General features: G+C 59.5%; 15 protein-coding genes and 1 tRNA gene. 13 read left to right on the forward strand and 3 right to left on the reverse strand.

The features are described from left to right. Positions 1-158 precede the first annotated feature (158 nt). From JNL86_13670 to JNL86_13725, 12 genes are all read left to right on the forward strand, one after another. On the forward strand, positions 159-1,130 hold the full coding sequence (locus JNL86_13670; GenBank protein ID MBL8043959.1) for an ABC transporter ATP-binding protein: 972 nt from the start codon (positions 159-161) through the stop codon (positions 1,128-1,130). After that, positions 1,130-1,900, forward strand: a complete 771-nt coding sequence (locus JNL86_13675; GenBank protein MBL8043960.1) for an ABC transporter permease subunit — start codon at positions 1,130-1,132, stop codon at positions 1,898-1,900. The genes JNL86_13670 and JNL86_13675 overlap by 1 nt, the downstream gene beginning before the upstream one ends. Next, a complete protein-coding gene (locus JNL86_13680) occupies positions 1,891-3,420 on the forward strand; it encodes a GldG family protein (GenBank protein ID MBL8043961.1) in 1,530 nt (509 codons plus the stop codon). Before JNL86_13675 ends, JNL86_13680 begins: the two co-directional genes overlap by 10 nt. Before the next feature lie 3 nt (positions 3,421-3,423). Beyond that, positions 3,424-4,794 carry a DUF4340 domain-containing protein gene (locus JNL86_13685; GenBank protein MBL8043962.1) on the forward strand — a complete coding sequence of 457 codons (1,371 nt, stop codon included), beginning with the start codon at positions 3,424-3,426 and terminating at the stop codon, positions 4,792-4,794. A 79-nt stretch (positions 4,795-4,873) separates the two neighbouring features. Beyond that, positions 4,874-5,293, forward strand: a complete 420-nt coding sequence (locus JNL86_13690) for a hypothetical protein (GenBank protein MBL8043963.1) — start codon at positions 4,874-4,876, stop codon at positions 5,291-5,293. Positions 5,294-5,399: 106 nt separating this feature from the next. Beyond that, positions 5,400-5,476: transfer RNA gene (locus JNL86_13695), tRNA-Arg, on the forward strand. 817 nt (positions 5,477-6,293) lie between these two features. Further along, the gene (locus tag JNL86_13700) at positions 6,294-7,016 is read left to right on the forward strand and encodes a hypothetical protein (GenBank protein MBL8043964.1); all 723 of its coding nucleotides are present in this window, start codon (positions 6,294-6,296) and stop codon (positions 7,014-7,016) included. Positions 7,017-7,132: 116 nt separating this feature from the next. After that, positions 7,133-7,981: a hypothetical protein gene (locus JNL86_13705; GenBank protein MBL8043965.1), complete on the forward strand. Its 849-nt coding sequence runs from the start codon at positions 7,133-7,135 to the stop codon at positions 7,979-7,981. A gap of 37 nt (positions 7,982-8,018) precedes the next feature. Continuing rightward, positions 8,019-8,513, forward strand: a complete 495-nt coding sequence (locus JNL86_13710; GenBank protein MBL8043966.1) for a response regulator — start codon at positions 8,019-8,021, stop codon at positions 8,511-8,513. Positions 8,514-8,618: 105 nt separating this feature from the next. Continuing rightward, the gene (locus JNL86_13715; protein MBL8043967.1) at positions 8,619-10,316 is read left to right on the forward strand and encodes a hypothetical protein; all 1,698 of its coding nucleotides are present in this window, start codon (positions 8,619-8,621) and stop codon (positions 10,314-10,316) included. 119 nt (positions 10,317-10,435) lie between these two features. Beyond that, positions 10,436-10,690, forward strand: coding sequence for an Lrp/AsnC ligand binding domain-containing protein (locus JNL86_13720; GenBank protein ID MBL8043968.1), 255 nt, complete (start codon positions 10,436-10,438; stop codon positions 10,688-10,690). After that, positions 10,687-11,133 (forward strand): hypothetical protein, encoded by a 447-nt coding sequence (locus JNL86_13725; GenBank protein ID MBL8043969.1) that lies wholly within the window; start codon positions 10,687-10,689, stop codon positions 11,131-11,133. The genes JNL86_13720 and JNL86_13725 overlap by 4 nt, the downstream gene beginning before the upstream one ends. 7 nt (positions 11,134-11,140) lie before the next feature. Here the strand turns inward: JNL86_13725 and JNL86_13730 are convergent, their stop codons facing one another. From JNL86_13730 to malQ, 3 genes are all read right to left on the reverse strand, one after another. Then, positions 11,141-12,535, reverse strand: coding sequence for a sigma-54-dependent Fis family transcriptional regulator (locus JNL86_13730; protein ID MBL8043970.1), 1,395 nt, complete (start codon positions 12,533-12,535; stop codon positions 11,141-11,143). 13 nt (positions 12,536-12,548) lie between these two features. Continuing rightward, positions 12,549-13,700 carry a hypothetical protein gene (locus tag JNL86_13735; GenBank protein MBL8043971.1) on the reverse strand — a complete coding sequence of 384 codons (1,152 nt, stop codon included), beginning with the start codon at positions 13,698-13,700 and terminating at the stop codon, positions 12,549-12,551. Between the two features lie 165 nt (positions 13,701-13,865). Continuing rightward, positions 13,866-16,130: a 4-alpha-glucanotransferase gene (gene malQ, locus JNL86_13740; GenBank protein MBL8043972.1), complete on the reverse strand. Its 2,265-nt coding sequence runs from the start codon at positions 16,128-16,130 to the stop codon at positions 13,866-13,868. A 154-nt stretch (positions 16,131-16,284) separates the two neighbouring features. Between malQ and JNL86_13745 the strand changes: the two genes are divergently transcribed. Further along, positions 16,285-17,208: a DUF72 domain-containing protein gene (locus tag JNL86_13745; GenBank protein MBL8043973.1), complete on the forward strand. Its 924-nt coding sequence runs from the start codon at positions 16,285-16,287 to the stop codon at positions 17,206-17,208. The last annotated feature ends 86 nt before the right edge of the window (positions 17,209-17,294 follow it).

The following is a 17,294-nucleotide window of genomic DNA, read 5'->3' on the forward strand; positions in this document are numbered from 1 at the left end:
ATGAACAAGCTTTCTCTCCTACCGTCGTCATGCGCGGCACGCGTCCATCTCTTGACTGCAATCGGGACGGTCGGTAAGATCACGCACGAATTGCCACACCACGTGCCACGTTAACAATCAGCAGGACTCACACCCATCCAGCCGTCAGCTCCGACTGCATGATCGAAGTTCGCAACATCACGAAACGGTATGGGCACCTTACGGCGATCGACCGGGTGACCTTTCGCGTCGACAAGGGAGAAGTTCTGGCCTTTTTGGGACCGAACGGCGCGGGGAAAACAACCACCATGCGGATTCTCACCTCCTTCATTCCTGCGACAGAAGGCACCGCACAGGTGGCGGGCTTCGACTGCGCGGAGCAGCCGGAGGAGGTCAAGAAACGTATCGGCTATCTCCCCGAGACCCCCCCGGTGTACCAAGAATTGACGGTGGCCGAATATCTGGACTTCGTCGGCAAGCTTCGGGGATTTAGTGGAGCAGAGTTGACCAAAGCCATAGATCGCGTGATGGAGCGGCTGGCCTTGGGCTCCGTTCGACACCGACTCATCGCCAACCTGTCACGCGGCTATCGACAGCGTGTCGGACTCGCACAAGCGCTGATTCACGATCCACCCGTCCTGATTCTGGACGAACCGACCGTCGGTCTCGACCCGAAGCAGATCATTGAAATCCGAGAATTGATAAAAAGTCTAGCCGGCTCACACTCAGTCATCTTGAGCACGCACATCCTTCCGGAGGCCACGGCGGTCTGTCAGCGCGTCGTGATCATCAATGGCGGACGCATCGTCGCCGAGGATACCCCGGACCAACTCTCTGCCCGACTTCGCCGGTCGGAAAAAATCAGCGTCACGCTCAAGGCCCCACCCGCCAATGTGCTGGAACGGTTCCGCGCCGTCGCGGGAGTTGAACATGTCTTAGCGACCGCCGATCCCCACACGATTCTCATCGAATGTGCGCTCGGTCTCGACATTCGGGAAGCAGTTGCGAGTTTTGCTGTGGGACAGGGATGGGGACTGCTCGAGTTGAAACCACTTTCCATGACCCTTGAGGACGTCTTCCTTCGGCTGACTCAGCGCGAGGACGCACCATCCGAACCACGCGAGACGGCGGGAGGGGAGCACCATAGCTGATGCCACCCGTTCACGCCATCATCAGGAAGGAATTGCGCTCCTATTTCGTTTCCCCGATCGTCTATGTTGTGGGCGGGGTGTTCCTGCTGACCTTCGGATTCCTCGCCTATCTCTATATTGTGTTTACAGGAGCGCAAGCCATCCAGTTGACGCAAATGCAAGGCGGCCCCGCGCAGATCAATCTGAACGACCTCGTCTTCCGCAACCTCTTTGCCAGCATGCGGTTCGTGCTGCTGTTGATCTTACCCATCCTCACCATGCGACTGCTGGCCGAGGAGCGCAAGCTTCGAACTTTTGAATTTCTGATGACCGCACCGATACGGGTCAGCGAAATCATCGTCGGGAAATTTATCAGCGTCTACCTTGTCTTCATCGGGATGCTGGCGCTCACCACCCTGGTTCCCCTCACACTGGCTCTCTTTAGCGATTTCGACTGGTATCCCGTGCTCACCGGCTATCTCGGCTTGACGCTCCTGGGCGGGTTTTTTCTAGCTGTCGGCCTCTTTGCTTCCTCCATTACCGAAAATCAAATTGTGGCCGCCTTCACCAGCTTCGGGCTGCTGCTCATGTGCTGGTTGCTGGCCGGACTTGGCTCGCTCCTAGGAGACACCCCCGCCGGGCAGGTGGTCTCCTACCTGTCCTTCATGGAGCACTACGACCATTTAGTTCGCGGCCTGATCGATACACAAGACCTGGTGTATTACGTGAGCGGAACGGTGCTGATGCTGTTCCTTGCCCACCGCATTGTGGATGCCTCACGATGGAAATGACGCGCACCCCCCTTCCCATCGGCGCGATCGGCACCGGTCTAGCTATCGCCGGTGTGATTGCGTACTCCCTGGCTCCGGATAAGCTGTGGCTGGTCACGCTCTTGGAAGGCCTTGCGCTCGCCTCTCTGATCTGGGCACTTGCCACTCATTTTGATCGCCTCAAACGATTCTCGTCCCAACGATCCACACGCCTGGGCGCCAACAGTGCGCTGATGGTCGCGCTCTTTCTGGCAATTGTGGGCATCGTAAACTTCCTCGCCGTCCGGCACTCGATTCGCTGGGATTTTTCCGAAAACCAAAATTACACGCTCGCCCCCGAAACCTATCGCGTCCTGCGCAATCTCCCGCGAGAGATCAGCGTAACCGTGTTTACGCGGGAAAAAGACCCCGGGTACCAAGCCTATAAGGAACGCTTGGACAGCTATCGGCAAGCCAGTCCCAAGTTGACCGTTCAATTCATCGACCCGGAGCGCCAGCCAAAAGTCGCGCAGAATTACGGCGTCACCCGCACCGACGTGGCCATCTTCGAAAGTGGCCCGCAATCGGTTCGCATTACCTCGCCGGCAGAAGTAGAGATCACCGGCGCACTCGTGCGGGTCTCCAAGGACGCAAAAAAGCGCATCGTCTTTTTGGAAGGTCATGGCGAACGAAGCCTGGAAGACAAAGACCGCGGTGGAATGGCCCTCACCAAGGAAGTCTTGGAGAAGCAGGGCTACGACGTCGGCACCGTCACGCTGCTGCAAGAACCATCGGTACCGGGCAACACAGATGTCTTGATCGTCGCAGGCCCCCGACGCGCCGTCACCAAGGAAGAGAAGGAACGGATTCAAGCCTACGTCGCGCAGGGTGGCCACCTCCTTATGTTGCTCGATCCGGACACGCAATCGAACATGGATGACCTGCTCAAAGTCTGGGGGCTGGAACTAGGGCCGGGAGTCCTCGTCGATCTACAGGACCGGCTCGCACAGGGCGACCTGACGGCGCTACTGGTCCGCACGTTTACCGACCATGAAATTACCCACGAACTCACCGCCGCGGTCTTGTTTCCCTTGGCCCGCCATCTGATTTTTCACGAAGAGCAGGGAAAGGATTGGGACTACGTGCCCTTGGCGCGCACATCACCACGAAGCTGGGCAGAAACCGATATGAAGGGTCGGGTCGTCAGCTATGACGAAAAAGCAGATGTGCAAGGGCCGTTGGCGCTGGCCGCCGCCTTAACCCCTAAGCAAGCTCCCGAGGAAGGCAAGCCACGTCCCGCCGTCGTTGTCGTCGGCAATTCCGCCTTCGCCAGCAACGGGTTCATTAACTTCGTCGGAAACAGCGATTTCTTTCAACGCACGGTCGGATGGCTCTCGGAAGAACGCGACCTCATTTCGCTCACACCAAAAGACCCGGCGGTTCGACCGTTCACGCCCAACCCGCTCCAGGAGCGGATTCTGCTCTACGTTCAGGTCATCTTCCTCCCGGCCATGACCGTGCTCTGCGGCCTCCTGGTCTGGCGGAAGCGGCGTCGTCTCTAGGTCATGGCGCGCTATTGGCCGACAGTACTTTTGGCAGGCGTCCTTGCAGGGCTTGGCCTGTACCTCTACTTCGTCGAACTGCCTGAACAACGCACAGAACTCGTCAGCGCCACCCAGGCTAAGCAAATCCTGCCGTTTGAGCAAGCCCAGATCACCGCCTTACGCGTCCGCAGCCATTCCGGGGAAGTCGTACTCAGCCAGACACCCGGCCGCCCCTGGGGCATCACTGCGCCGATTCAAACCGACGCTGATCAACGCCAGGTCCAGGCCCTCGTCCGTGCGCTCGTGACGGGGAAAGTCTCGCGGCTGGTCGAAACCCATCCGGTCTCGTTGACGCCGTTCGGTCTGGATCACCCATCCACCGTTGTGACCGTGACCGCTGGGGATCGCAACGAAACGCTCTCGATCGGAGACGCCGGCCCCCTCTCCTCGACACTGTATGTCCTGAGAGCGTCGGACGAGGCTGTGCTCCTAACCGACCTGGCCCCAAAGGACTTTCTGAACCGAACGCTTCTGTCGTTCCGGCGGAAAGAATTGTTGCAATTCAATCAACAGGAGGCGGAGCAACTCCGTCTGACCTACCCCACAACGGAAATCGTGCTGTACGGAATTGAGGAGAAGCCCAAGAAAAAGTGGAAGATCCGTTACCCGATCGAGGCTGAGGCCGATCGCACGGAAGTCCAGGCGCTCCTCTTTCGATTGGAAGACCTCAAGGCCCTGGCCATTGTTGATCCCGGTCCTGAGCGAGAACAGCTCGCGCCGTTACTCACCAAGCCCAAGGTGAAAGTCACCGTGCACGCAGCCGGAACCGACCAAATCATTCGCCTCTTTCAACCGGATCCGGCCAGCGGCGAAGCCTATGCGCAAACCGCGGCAGAAGGTCCCATCTACAAAATCAGTCCCTCTATTATTAAGGAATTGACCAAAGACCTGTTCGCGCTTCAGGACAAGCGGCTACTCGGGGTAGAGACTAGCGACATCGCCCTGCTCTCCATCAAAACACGCGAGGAACAATACACTCTGGTTCATGACCGGGACGGATGGATGCTCGAGGATCAGCCGACCGAAAAACTGCGGCAAGACGTGACTGATCTGCTGGTCAGCCGGATCGTCAATCTTCCAGCCGAAGAACGTGTCCTCAAACAAGTTGGCCCGTTAGCGCCTTACGGACTGGTCGCCCCGGTCGCGGAATTTGTCGCCACCGGAAAAGACGGCCGTGTTGCGGGACGCCTCGCCCTCGGCAATCAATCCGGCGGGCTCCTCTATGCCATCGGCCACCGAATCCCAGGCATCTTTCAGGTGCGCCCCGACCTCCTGACCCAGATTCCTTCCCGGTTGGCACTGCTTGCCAGCGTCCCGGCAACATCCCACTAAACGCTACCAGAGGTGTTTCCAGGAAGAGGAGGAATATGCTACTGTGCGCCCATCGCTCTTGATCAAGGAGGATCCTTCAATGATGTACTCGCGTTTCCACGGTGCCGTTGTTCTGTCCTTATCTCTGCTCTTGCTGAGTGCCTGTGCGACGGAAGAAACCATGACCAGCAGCGGATCGACGCAAGCCGCATCGGCGAGTGGATCGATGAAAGCAGCCGCCACGCAAGCGTACGACTCCCTCCAGTCCTGCCTGAGCCGCATTCCATCCGGGGGCACGGCGGGGACGCGCATGATTGCCGAAGAAAGTTGCAAGAGAGACGAAACACTCCGCCAAGCCATTGCGGGTAACGCCGCAGCGAAGAGCGGGAACCGCGCCGCGGCCGGTGCTGCCGGCGATAGTTTGGAAGCCTGCATGGCGCGCATCCCGAAAGACGGGTCGGTTGGGCAGCGGATGCTGGCCGAAGAGAGCTGCAAGCGCGACCAGGCCAACCAGCGGTAATCTGACTTCCAAGTCGATCTCCGACGCGCCTCCGAAGGTGACCATGCCCTTCGGAGGCATGCCTCGCTGTAGACAATCTCACCGGCTTTCAGTATCGTACGACAACGCCCCCGTAGCTCAGTTGGATAGAGCAGCGGTTTCCTAAACCGCGGGTCGCACGTTCAATTCGTGTCGGGGGCACCAACCAGCTCGCCTGCGTTTCGTTCATCTGACATCATCCCCTGCTGCATCTGATGCCTCAGGCCCTCTCCTTCAGCGGGTTGCCAGCCTTGATCCCCAGATACTCTCGGGAACGGTGCTGTGCTCAGCTTCACAAACCTAACGTTCGATGCCCTCGAAAGCATTCCGCACACACCGCCGGCCATTCGTACGATCACCCTTAGGCCTTCAGGCTCAGCGCAAAATGTTCTCATTGCACAGTTCTCTCCCTCGAATTTTGGCCCCTGACCGGATATTTGCGAAGCATGACACATGAGTTATCAGCAGAATCAATAGGTTGTCGCAACTCAGAACAACGGTACTGAGCTTGCAGTGGAGGCTCCACATAACAAAAGGAGTCCACATCATGATTGAGTTTCCGCTGCTCCTCATAGGTTATGCACTGCTGCCGATCGTCGCCTTCCAGCTGATGATCATGGCTGACCGCCCTCAGCAGAAGGGCGAGCAAAACGCCTTTCCGCAGGTCGAAATCCTGTAAGCCTGCGGCGGCTCTGCCCGCCATGAGCAGAGCCGCCGCCTTGCGAGGCCAGTATCCGCCCCCTCCCACGACTCACCCGCTACCGATAGTTCAGGCCCCCGGTTTGTCGAACAGATCTACCGCCGACACGCGCTCCTCACTTGGTGCGCCTAAGTAGGTAAGGGTATATCGAGACCACGCCAGTACCCAATGGACTCGACGAATACAGCAGACGTAGGTAGAATTGGTCATGTATACTGTGGCGGAACTAGCGGATACGTGCCCTGCACGCTGCGAGAGCCATTCTTGATAGAGATGCATTTCATGGCAAACGGTCGAGGCAAATCCCTTCCCAACGTACCCAGGAAGCCGGCGAATCTATTCAGTAGTTTGGTTCTGCTCCTCCTCGCAACGGCCGGGTGCCATGGATATACCCTGGTGGAAACTCCCACGACTGATGGCTTCCATTCCAAGCTGCCCGCGCCCTATACACGGGCCGTCGTCTGGGGCGGGCGCCCCGATACCGCTCAGAGCGCCAGCACCTGGCTCTTGAAAAAAGGGCTGTTGGTGGTAGACCAAACGAAGGTTCTTCAGACGGCAGCTGACCAGAAAGTCAACCTGTCGGGATATCAATACCTCGAAACCGATGTACTCCGAATGGCCAAACTGGTCGGTGCCCGCCTAGTAGTTTTCAGCAACGCCGAAGTGGGCTCTTGGGAAGCACTCGATTGGAGCAACGGATTTCCTCATAGCCAACGAGTGTATTCGGCCACCATTTCCCTACGCGCAGTGGATGTGAATACCGGGGAAATCGAGTGGAGCGGAAAGGCTCAATCCACGGAACGGTTCAGCAACATTGAGGAGGGCGTTAGCCTACTCACCTGCCATGCGTTAGCGACAGCATGGGGCATGCGCAATCCTGGGGCGACGGCGCCGGATAATGTGTGCCCCCGGGGGTCCGGTGTCATGATCACTGACACCCACAGACCCTCGACAAACCCGACCTCCTCCGGCCGAGAGAACCTCACACCATCAATGAACAATTAGCGAATTTCACGCACGCCCCCTGCTTGCGCACAAACGTGCTCTTTCTCTCGATTTTTCCTCCCCAGGCGTTATACTAACCGGGTGACACACGTCACGATTCCCGGCCGGGGACACGTATGCCCTATCGCCTGCTCATTCTGATCCTATGCCTCTCGCTCCTCTTCCCTCTACCCACGCGCGCTGCCGACAATCGCCCGTTCTGGACAGAGCAAGCGTTGTTTCATTTCGGAGACGATGTCTTCTTTACCGGCCGCTCCTCCTGTGCCCCTTCGATTGAAGAAGGACGTCAACGTGCCTACCTCGCCGCAGTCCAGGAGGTCAGAAATTTCACCCGCGCCAAAGAGATCGAAGGGTTTCCATTGGACACGCAAATGATTTTTGAGGACGCCCGTCCTGCGGACTGTGCCCAGGGCTTTGTGACCGTGTGGCGATTGCTGCGAGCACCCAGGACCGCGTTGGAATCGCTCGCAAAACACGCAACGCCTGGGAAACCGGCAGATATCTCCCCGATCCTTGCGCAAGCCACGGCCATCCGAAACCTCACGCCTCGCGTGGGGATGCTGCGTGACGAGGTCTGGAGCCGTTACGGATTGCCGCGATCGATCTGGGCGCGACCGGAGCAAGGCGAACTGATTTGGGACTATGCGCAGTTCGGACTAACCATCGTGTTCAACCAGGATGATGTGTTGACACGATGGCGGCTGAACGGCCCGCATCCACGATCCAGTGACGAGTCCACGGCGCCAGCACTGCAGGCGCCGACCATCGGCAATGATCTGCCAACCATCGACCTTACGACTCGACTCCAACAACTCGAAGAACAGCAGGATCAGGAACGCCGTCGAGCCGCTCAGCGCTATTGCTCACTCCGTTTCGCGGAGGTTCCAGACGCACTACGTCCTAAGCCTGGAGCATGCGAGCAACGGGAATACGAGCGGCTGAAGGAGCAACATCCCCGATTCTGACGGTGCGGCACGCACAATCGTTCGGAAGGAGACTGGCATGGCTACGGAAACAGCACGACGCTCGACAATCCTCCTCGTCGACGACGATCCTTCAACCCTGCTGCTGGCGTCAAAACCACTGCAGGATCACGGATATACTGTACTCAAGGCGCCAGGAAGCGCCGAAGCGCTCAGGCTATACGCGGAACACCCAACACCCATCCATCTCGTCGTCACCGACATCTTCCTCCCACCCCCCGGCTTCCAACTCTCCGTTGAGAAGAATCCCTACCCCCGTGTCAATGGTCTTGAAATGGTCGACCGCCTACTGGAGAACAAACGAGATATCCGCATCATTCTGATGTCCAGTACTCCGGGAGCCGACCTACACAGTCGCGGCCTCATCCGGGAGGAATTGCCCTTCTTGAAAAAACCCTTTACCGGCGAAGCCCTGCTCATGCTGGTCCAGCAGACACTGGCCGGCCCTCCGGCCGCACCCGCTCCGACGAAGTCCTCCTCAACGGACAAGGGCGACGTCGAGTGGGTTGACTGAGAGCCGTCACGCGCCCACGCCTACCTGCTGCGACGACGAAAAGCAGGGATTGCTTGTCAGGTCACACTCCCTCGGATAGACTTTTTCACCAGAGGTGCACGTCGCATGGCACGAGCAAAAGCCACCGAACCCGTACGCAGCCGGACCAAGCCACAAGTCGTCGAAGAACTCACCCGCGGCATTGCCACGCTCCGGGAATTGAGCGTTCAGATCGACGATCTGAGCCGAGACGGATTTCCATACCGGGAAGCCGTCCGCGCAAGAACCGAGCTCTCTTTTCGTGAAACGATTCGGCGATTGTTCGGCGAAAAATCGCCCGAATATCAGACACACAAAAACCACAAACTCAAGGTCGGCACTCGTGCGGAATCCACGCACAGCACTGCGCTCCTGAAGGAATTCATCGCGGCGCTGGAGATTCAGAAAGCCGAGTTGCTTGGTCCCAAGTCTGACGAAATCATCGCCGTCGTCTCGCCAGCACCCGATCGTCCGTCACTGACAGTGGTTCCACACGCCACTCCACCTGATTCCACGACAGCCCAGCCCGCGCCGAGTCCTGCCCCGCAAATACCCGTACCTACTCCCAGTGCCCCTGCGCCTACTACGGTGGCGGCCGCCACCATCAGCCCGTCTCTCTCGGCCGTTCCCCCAAGCATCACACCCGCACCGATTGTCGCTCCAGCTTCACCGCCGCCGGTCATGGAAGTCGCGCCCCAGCCCTCGCGTGACACAGTACGCCCTCGGCCAACTCAGCAAGCACCGTCTGGCAATTCAGCCTCAGTTGAGACCGCAGTCGTCTCGCAGGTTGCCCTGCCCCAACCGTCGGTCGCGTCACCGGTGCCCGCCACCACTGCTGCCCCGACCACGCCGTCCTCAACGACCAGTTCCACGACAAGCACGGCCTCAGAGGCATTGATCCCTACGGGAACACTCCCTCCGGTCACACCGACGGCGAGGGCCATTCCCTCAGGAACCATTCCGCCTGTTCCACACACGACCTTGCGCCCAAAGCTCTCGCCGGTTGCCAGCACGGAATCCTTGACACCCGCTCAACCGGCACCAATCGTCACCACTCCCCAGTTGTCGACATCCACTCCCATTTCTACGCCACCACCGGCCGCTGCCCCACCGGTGGCTGCACCGACGAGCACCGTAGGACTCGTGCCGACTCCCGAAGTGCGCCACATGATTCCGCCCACTCAGATGCCGGAACCAACCGGTACCACACCCACACCTCGACAGGAGACATCCACTCCCCAAGCCGTGGCGCAAATGGCCCCACAGGTCCAACCACCCACGCCCGCGCCGAGTCAGTCCACGGCTCCAGCAAAGGCCCAAGAAGAAAGCGGAACCCTCGAGGTGTTGAGAAGGGTGTGCGCGCGATTTCACCTGGTCGCTCGCCAGCTGCGACTCAGAAAGGAATATCGCCCAACGCTGGAAATCAACGACGAATACGATCTCCAAGACCTCTTTTACGCGCTCCTGCGCCTGCAGTTTGATGAGGTCGGCACGGATGACTGGTCGCCACCGTATGCAAACGGCACACAGCGGACCAGCTATCTTCTCGACTGGGGGAAGACAGTGGTGGTCGTCAAACAAACCCGCTCAGGCCTGTCGAGCAAGGATCTGGCCGAGCAGATTGCAGCGGACAAGAGTCATTACGCGGCTCGACCGGATGCCGCCACCCTGGTGTGCTTCATCTACGATCCGGAGGGCCGAGTGGGAAACCCACGTGGGCTGGAAGCCGATTTGACCACCGCCGAGCCACGGTATCGAGTCGAAGTCCTCGTCGCGCCGAAATAACGGCCCCGCGCCGCTGATTCAGCGCAGGGTTTGTTGACTTCATCCGGAGCAATCCGATAGGTTTCGACCCGTGGGACGCGCTCGTCCGCGCCACACCACTTCAAGGGAGAATCCCTTCTATGCCCGACCGAGCCTACGTCTTGATCAATGTCCATCCTGGCCAGACCGCCGACGTCGTGAAAGCCTTGTCGGACATTAAAGAGATCAAACAAATCGACCCCTGCTGGGGCAAGCCCGACATTTTCACGATCGTGGAAATTCCCCATCAAGACGCCTTGACTCAGCTGGTGTTGGCAAAAATTCATGCCATTCCCGGTGTCGATCAGACGGACACACACATGGTCTATCGGCTGCAAGAAGGTAAGCCCAAATGAGTTGGAGACGGCCACGCACGGCGGCCATCCTGTTCATCGCGGCGATTGCCGGTTGTGCCACTGCCCATCCCACTCCGGAACCGGACGTGATGGAAGTGACGCTTCAGGCCCCTGCCGATCAGGTGAAAGCTGCCGTCGCCGATGTCCTCACGCAAGGAGGCTACTCGGTCGATGAGGACGAGACCGGCAATGTGACGACGGGAATGAGGCGGGAGGTCAGCAGTCCGTGGAACTGGTTGCTGCGATGGAGATTCGGTGTCGGTAAGAGCCGGGTGGAAGCGCGGGTTGTTCCACAGGATGAGACCACGACCCGGCTGCGGCTCCAGGTCTTTCACCGTGGGAAAGACGGCCTCTTCGACACATGGGAAGATGCGGAAACGCCCCTGCCCCAAAGCGCCGCGAATGAAATTCGGCGAATCAAGAACGTACTTCGATTATTGTAGCCTCGGGCTACTTCTCCTCCCCCTCATCGCCGAAATCCAAGCCGAACCGCTCCGCCATCCGATACAACGTTCGCCGATCGATCCCGAGAATCTTCGCCGCTTTGACTTTGTTTCCCCGCGTCTCCTTGAGCACCCGAGAGAGATGCCGCTTTTCGACTTCGTCCAAGGTCAATAAGGCTTCGGGATCCGGGTCCCCGTCACTCCCTTTGTGAACCATCGATGAATCCGGTTCAGCACGGATCGACTCAGGGAGGTCGTCAGGCAACAACAGCGGCCCATGACTAAGGGAGACGGCCCGCTCAACCGCATTTTCCAACTCCCGCACATTTCCCGGCCAATGATAGCGCCTGAGAAGGGCCATGGTTTCAGGCATAAAACCACGCACGTGCGTCGCCTGCTTGGCATACTTCTGCAGAAAATGGTGGGCGAGCATCGGAATGTCTTCCCGCCGCTCGGCCAACGATGGCAGCGCGATCCGAACCACGTTCAAGCGGTAATACAAGTCATCGCGGAACTTGCCGTCTTTCACCTGAGCAGCCAGGTCTCGGTTGGTCGCGGCAATAATGCGTACGTCGACCTTCACCGACGAGGTACTCCCGACCCGCCGCACCTCATGTTCCTGCATCACACGCAACAATTTGACCTGCAGCGCCTGACCGAGATCCCCGATCTCATCAAGAAACAAGGTGCCGCCGTTGGCAGCTTCAAACAATCCTCCCTTGGATCCCACAGCTCCCGTAAACGCCCCCTTTTCATATCCGAACATTTCAGACTCAAGCAGGTGATCAGGCAATGCCCCGCAGTTCACCGGAATGAATGGCTTATCACGACGCGGGCTGTTGAGATGCACCGCCCGCGCAATCAATTCCTTCCCGGTTCCGCTTTCCCCCTCGATCAGCACCGTACTGCGCCCATCGGACACACGAGCCACGAGCTTGTACACCTCCAACATGGCCGGACTGCTGCCCACCAAGTGCGACCAGGGTTCGCGGGCTCGCGCCTCGTCGCGAAAACGGGCGTTCTCCCGCACGAGCCGGCAATGTTCCAAACTCCGCTGTACGACCAGGCGAATATCATCTCGCTTGAAGGGTTTGGCCAGGTAGTCATACGCGCCCTGCTTAATCGCCTCGATCGCGCCCTCCAACGAACCAAACGCGGTCAGCAACACGATGGACGTATCCGGACTAAACCGTTTGAATTCCTTCAGCACCAGGAATCCGTCACCCTGCTCCATTCGAATGTCGGTCAAGACCACGTCCGGCTGGGCTTGCCGTCCACGTTCTACCGCAGCCTGACCGCTGGCAAACGCTTCGACCTCGTACCCTTCCTTCGCCAGCGCTTCGGCCAATAAGGTCCGCGCCGCCTCATCGTCGTCGACCACAAACAGTTTTGCCTGGCTCATCAGCGTTCTGCTCCTACGTTGCCACCGACTCCGACGGCATGCCGGGAAGCACCACCGTCACCGCCGTCCCCGTTCCCAATTCACTCTCCAGCGTCAGATCTCCGCCATGGGCAACGACCGCCTCGCGACTCAGGAACAGCCCCAAGCCCGTTCCCTTCCCGATCGCTTTAGTCGTAAAAAAGGGCTGAAAGGCACGCTCCACGTCGTCCCGTGGCATTCCACACCCGGAATCGGACACGACGAGCGTCACCACGGTCTCGAGATCGGATCGGCCTGTGCATGCGGCGCGCTCGCGTTCATCCCCCGAGGCCGGCCGTATGGCTGCAGTCACCGTCACCTGCCCGTCTGTCCCGGTCGCGGCTAACGCATTGGTGAGGAGATTGACCAACACTTGATGGATCTTCTCGGGATCGGCCCAAACCAACAGCGACGGGGACACCTTCGAGTGAAGCACCACCCCCTTGGCATGATATCCCGGTTCCATCAATGCCATGACCGGCTCAATCAGGCGTTCAGCCGGATACCAGGTCGGCTCCGGCCTGCGCTGCCTGGTGGAGGAGAGAAGATCTTGAATGATCCGCACCACACGATTCAACTGTTCCTCGATGATGCCGATACGCTTGTGCATCTCCGGAGTGACGCCCGACTCCTCCGCCAACGCTTCGACATGCCAGGCGATAGAATGCAACGGCGTTCCGACCTCGTGCGCCACCGAGGCCACCAACTGCCCCACCGTGGCCAACCTCTCCGACCGCGCGAGTTTGTCCTTGATCTCTACCAGCTGGGTGTTCGCCCGCAGGAGGTGTTCCGTCTGCGTGGCCAAGGCAGCCTGGGCTGCCTCCTCGCGGGCCTTGCGCTCCTCCCACGTCACGCCGATATAGGCGACGCCGGTTAGGACGCATACCACCATGATGCGATTGAACACGACCGTCGTGAACCGTTCCTTTTTCTTGGCCGGTTGGAAGAGACCGACGAACGTCACGAGGATGCACAGGGCCAGGGTCACGATCATGAGTCCACGATTGCGCACCGTGGCCACCAACAGAATCGGCAGCACAAATCCGAATGCCCCCACGACATTCAACGGGAACATCCACTCCATCACCGTGACGAGCAAAAACAGCAACGCCGCGATGACCAGCACCACCTGATTCCGACTCTTCATGCCCCCTCCGCGCCGAGCCGCGTGCAGGGCGCTGCGGGTCGAGTACGACGCATCACATGATTTCTGTGGGTAGGGACGGCACTGGCTGGAAGGCAACAGGCATGAGTGATCGCGAGCAGGTCGGTGCGCGACGGCCCAGCGCATGAACGGAAACGCGTGCCTGGCCTACTCGCTCGCTCCGGCAGGAGGCCGAAGCGTTCGCACAGCGGCAGCGAGAGCTTGTACACGCTCATCCCGTTGGAGGTCCTCCAGCGACAGCGACAATTTACGCGACCAGTTGGGATAGGCATCTACCGTTCCGGGGAGATTCATTTGTGTCACTTCGCCGATCACGTCGTCAAGATTCGCCATCACGACCCACGCCGGGGACATCGCCAAATAGACGTGTATCGCCCGGCAGAGATCCGGCGTCATGACCGGAACATGCTCCGGTTGCTCACTGGTTCCGGCCGGCAAGACGCCCACCCCATTCAGCGCGGCGAGGATATGCCGCTTATCCCGGGCGCGTTCCTCGAATGCCTGCTGCACGGCCTGTTCATGCGCATACATGCCAAGTCTGGCACGCAGCCGAATATCTTCACCGATCCAATAGCCGGTCAGCGTGGGCAGATCGTGAGTAGTGACGACCGCAAGGGACTGATCGGGGTAGGCTGACGGATGCTTGTAGGAGCCATCCCAGGTTCGCTCAAAGTATAAGACCCGGTAGGAGAGCACCTTGTAGCGCGCCAACTGCTCACGTACGTAATCCGGCACGGTCCCTAAATCTTCTCCGATCACCAACGTCTGTGCGCGTGTACTCTCCAGCGCCAGAATCCGCAACAAGTCTTCCGCCGGGTACTGCACATAGGCTCCCGCCGCGGCGGTCATCCCCCGCGGCACCCAGAACAAGCGAAACAGCGTCATCACATGATCGATCCGGATGGCTCTCCCTTGCTGGAACGTTTTCCGCAGCAGTTCGATGAACGATCGATATGCAGTCGCCTTCAGACGCAGCGGATTGAACGGTGCAAATCCCCAGTTCTGCCCCTGAGGCGCGAAGGCATCCGGCGGTGCGCCGCAATCCGTGCCCAGGGCCAGGACATCCTGCAGCATCCACGCTTCTGCTCCATTGCGGTCGCTGCCTAGCGCCAAATCAGGGTACAGCCCAACCGACATGTGCACCTGCTCGGCACGCGCATTGGCCGCCCGAAGCTGATCGGCGGCGACCCATTGGATGTATTGGAAGAAGCGAACACGCTTGCGATGGCGTCGAGCAAACTCACGCAATGCCGGTGAATCGGCCGTGCGATACTGTGACGGCCACTCAGGCCACAACGTTTGCGTTTGTTCGACCAGACGCCGATCCTCATCCACGGCCTGGAACAGCGCAAATCGTTCCAGCGACTCGCCCTCATCGCGAATGAACCGCTCCAGCAGCCACCCACGCGCACTCGTGGGTTGGAGAGAGGGTTCGGTTCCCGTGTAATTGTCGATGAGGAACTGGCGATACGCCAGGTCGAGCATCTGCCGTTTTGCTTGCGCAACGGACTCGGAATCCACAAAATCAGACGCGCGTGCCTGCTCCACCGTCCTGTGAAACTCGGGGCTACGCCTCAGGCGCTGCGCCTCTGCCGACGCATGATATTCCGGTAGCCGATCGAGATCGATATAAAGTTCATTCAAAAACAGGCGGCTCGTGGGAGAGTAGGGACTCAGATGGTGCGGGCGAGAATTCTTCAGGGCATGTAAAGGATTCAGACCGACAATGCCCGCCCCCAGTTCGCGTCCGGCCCATTCCACAAGCCTCGCCAGGTCCGTAAAGTCGCCGACGCCCCAATTGGTTCGCGAGCGTACGGAGTAGAGTTGCACGGCCAGACCCCAGACGCGTCCGCCATGGGCAATCCCCTCCGGCACGTAACAATGGGGAGGTGCCACCACGACACGGACCGCTCCCTCCGTCGACACCTTACACCCCACACTCGCAACCGAGAGCTCGTAGTACCCGAGTTCCAGATCCGAGACCAGCGGCACCTCGATCCGAATCATCCGTCGCCCCGCCACGAATCGGACTTCCTGCGGCTTCATGACCGGACCGATCTCTCCGCGATGGATGCTGGTGCCTTTTTCGTCGATCAGCTGCCACTTCAGCGCTAGTTGCGGCTCTTCGTCCGGCTCGACTGCGAGTCGGCAACTCCACGACGTGGGGGCATAGCCCTGTTGGAGAATGAGGATCGGATCGCACGTCTGTCGCCAAGGTGCATCGTCTAAATCGATGAGCGCCTGCAGCAGCGACTCGCGGGACGCAACATCGAACCCCATGGAAGACAGAATCGCGCGGCGGGTGTCGTCGCTGGTGATATGCAGCGTGCCGGCAATGTCGTGATAGTCAGCAGCAATACCGGCTCGCGAGGCGAGAAGGCGAAGCAGGTCTTGCTCGGTGCCGTTGTACATGGTGTCGTGCGAGTGTGAGTCAAGACCTCCATCAAGTCAAGGCATCCTACGTTTTTCCGAAGGGTTGCGATACAATCCGGCGCATGCATCGCTCCCTCAACCAACTGGAGGCCGCACGACTCCTGAGCCGTCCGCACCCGAACGTGATGGCGCCATGGCGCGTCAACGAGTGCCCGGCATGATGGACCTCGCCCTTGTCCGTTTCGGGACTAGTTCCTGGGCCTATGAAGGCTGGTATGGCCAGGTCTACCATCATGCCTATTCCGCCGGCCGATTTTCCAAAGATAGCCTCGCCGAATATGCCGCCTATGCACCCGGTGGAGCACCGCTGTTTCGCACGGTGGGCATCGACCACACATTCTATCGACCCGCGACACCCAGACAACTCACGCAATATGCTGCGCTGGTCCCGCCGGATTTTCACTTTTGCGCCAAGGTGTGGGAGGAAATCACCATCCCCACCTACGCCAACCTCCCGCGCTACGGCGGCAAGGCAGGGAAACCGAACCCTCGTTTTCTCGACGTGGGCGCGTTTCAGGACATGGTCCTTCACCCCTTTGTCGAGAGCCTGCCCGGCCGCACCGGCCCGTTCATCTTCGAGTTTCAGCGCAGCGGCCTCGAACCGGAGCCGTTTCTTGACGCGCTGGACCGTTTCCTCGCTCAGCTTCCAGTCGGGCATACCTACGCCGTGGAAATCAGAAATCCCGCCGTGCTGGGCCCGCGATACCGGGACATCCTGCGCACTCATGGCGTGGCGCATACCTACAACCATTGGACGGGCATGCCGCCGCTCCTCATGCAGCATCGCCTGATGGGCGAACGGTTCACCGCCCCCTTGCTCGTGATGCGTCTCCTGACGCCACTTGGTCTCCGCCACGCCTCAGCGGTAGAACGGTTCGCGCCGTACAACCGCATCGTCACCGCTCAACCTCACATGCGCCGAGAGGCCGCCTCCCTGATTCATGCCGCGGCCAGGCAAAAGGTCCTGCCCTATGTGCTCGTCAACAATCGTTCGGAGGGCAACGCCCCGCTCACCGTCCAGGCCATTGTGGAGGCGTTGGCCGGAATCCCCGATTGACCCACATTGCCGCCGCCCCATACGCGTGATAGCATGAACACACGCAGTACGCGACGCCTAGCAGCCGCACAATGTGGACTTTGCGA

This window comes from Nitrospira sp. (assembly GCA_016788885.1).
Taxonomy (GTDB): domain Bacteria; phylum Nitrospirota; class Nitrospiria; order Nitrospirales; family Nitrospiraceae; genus Nitrospira_A.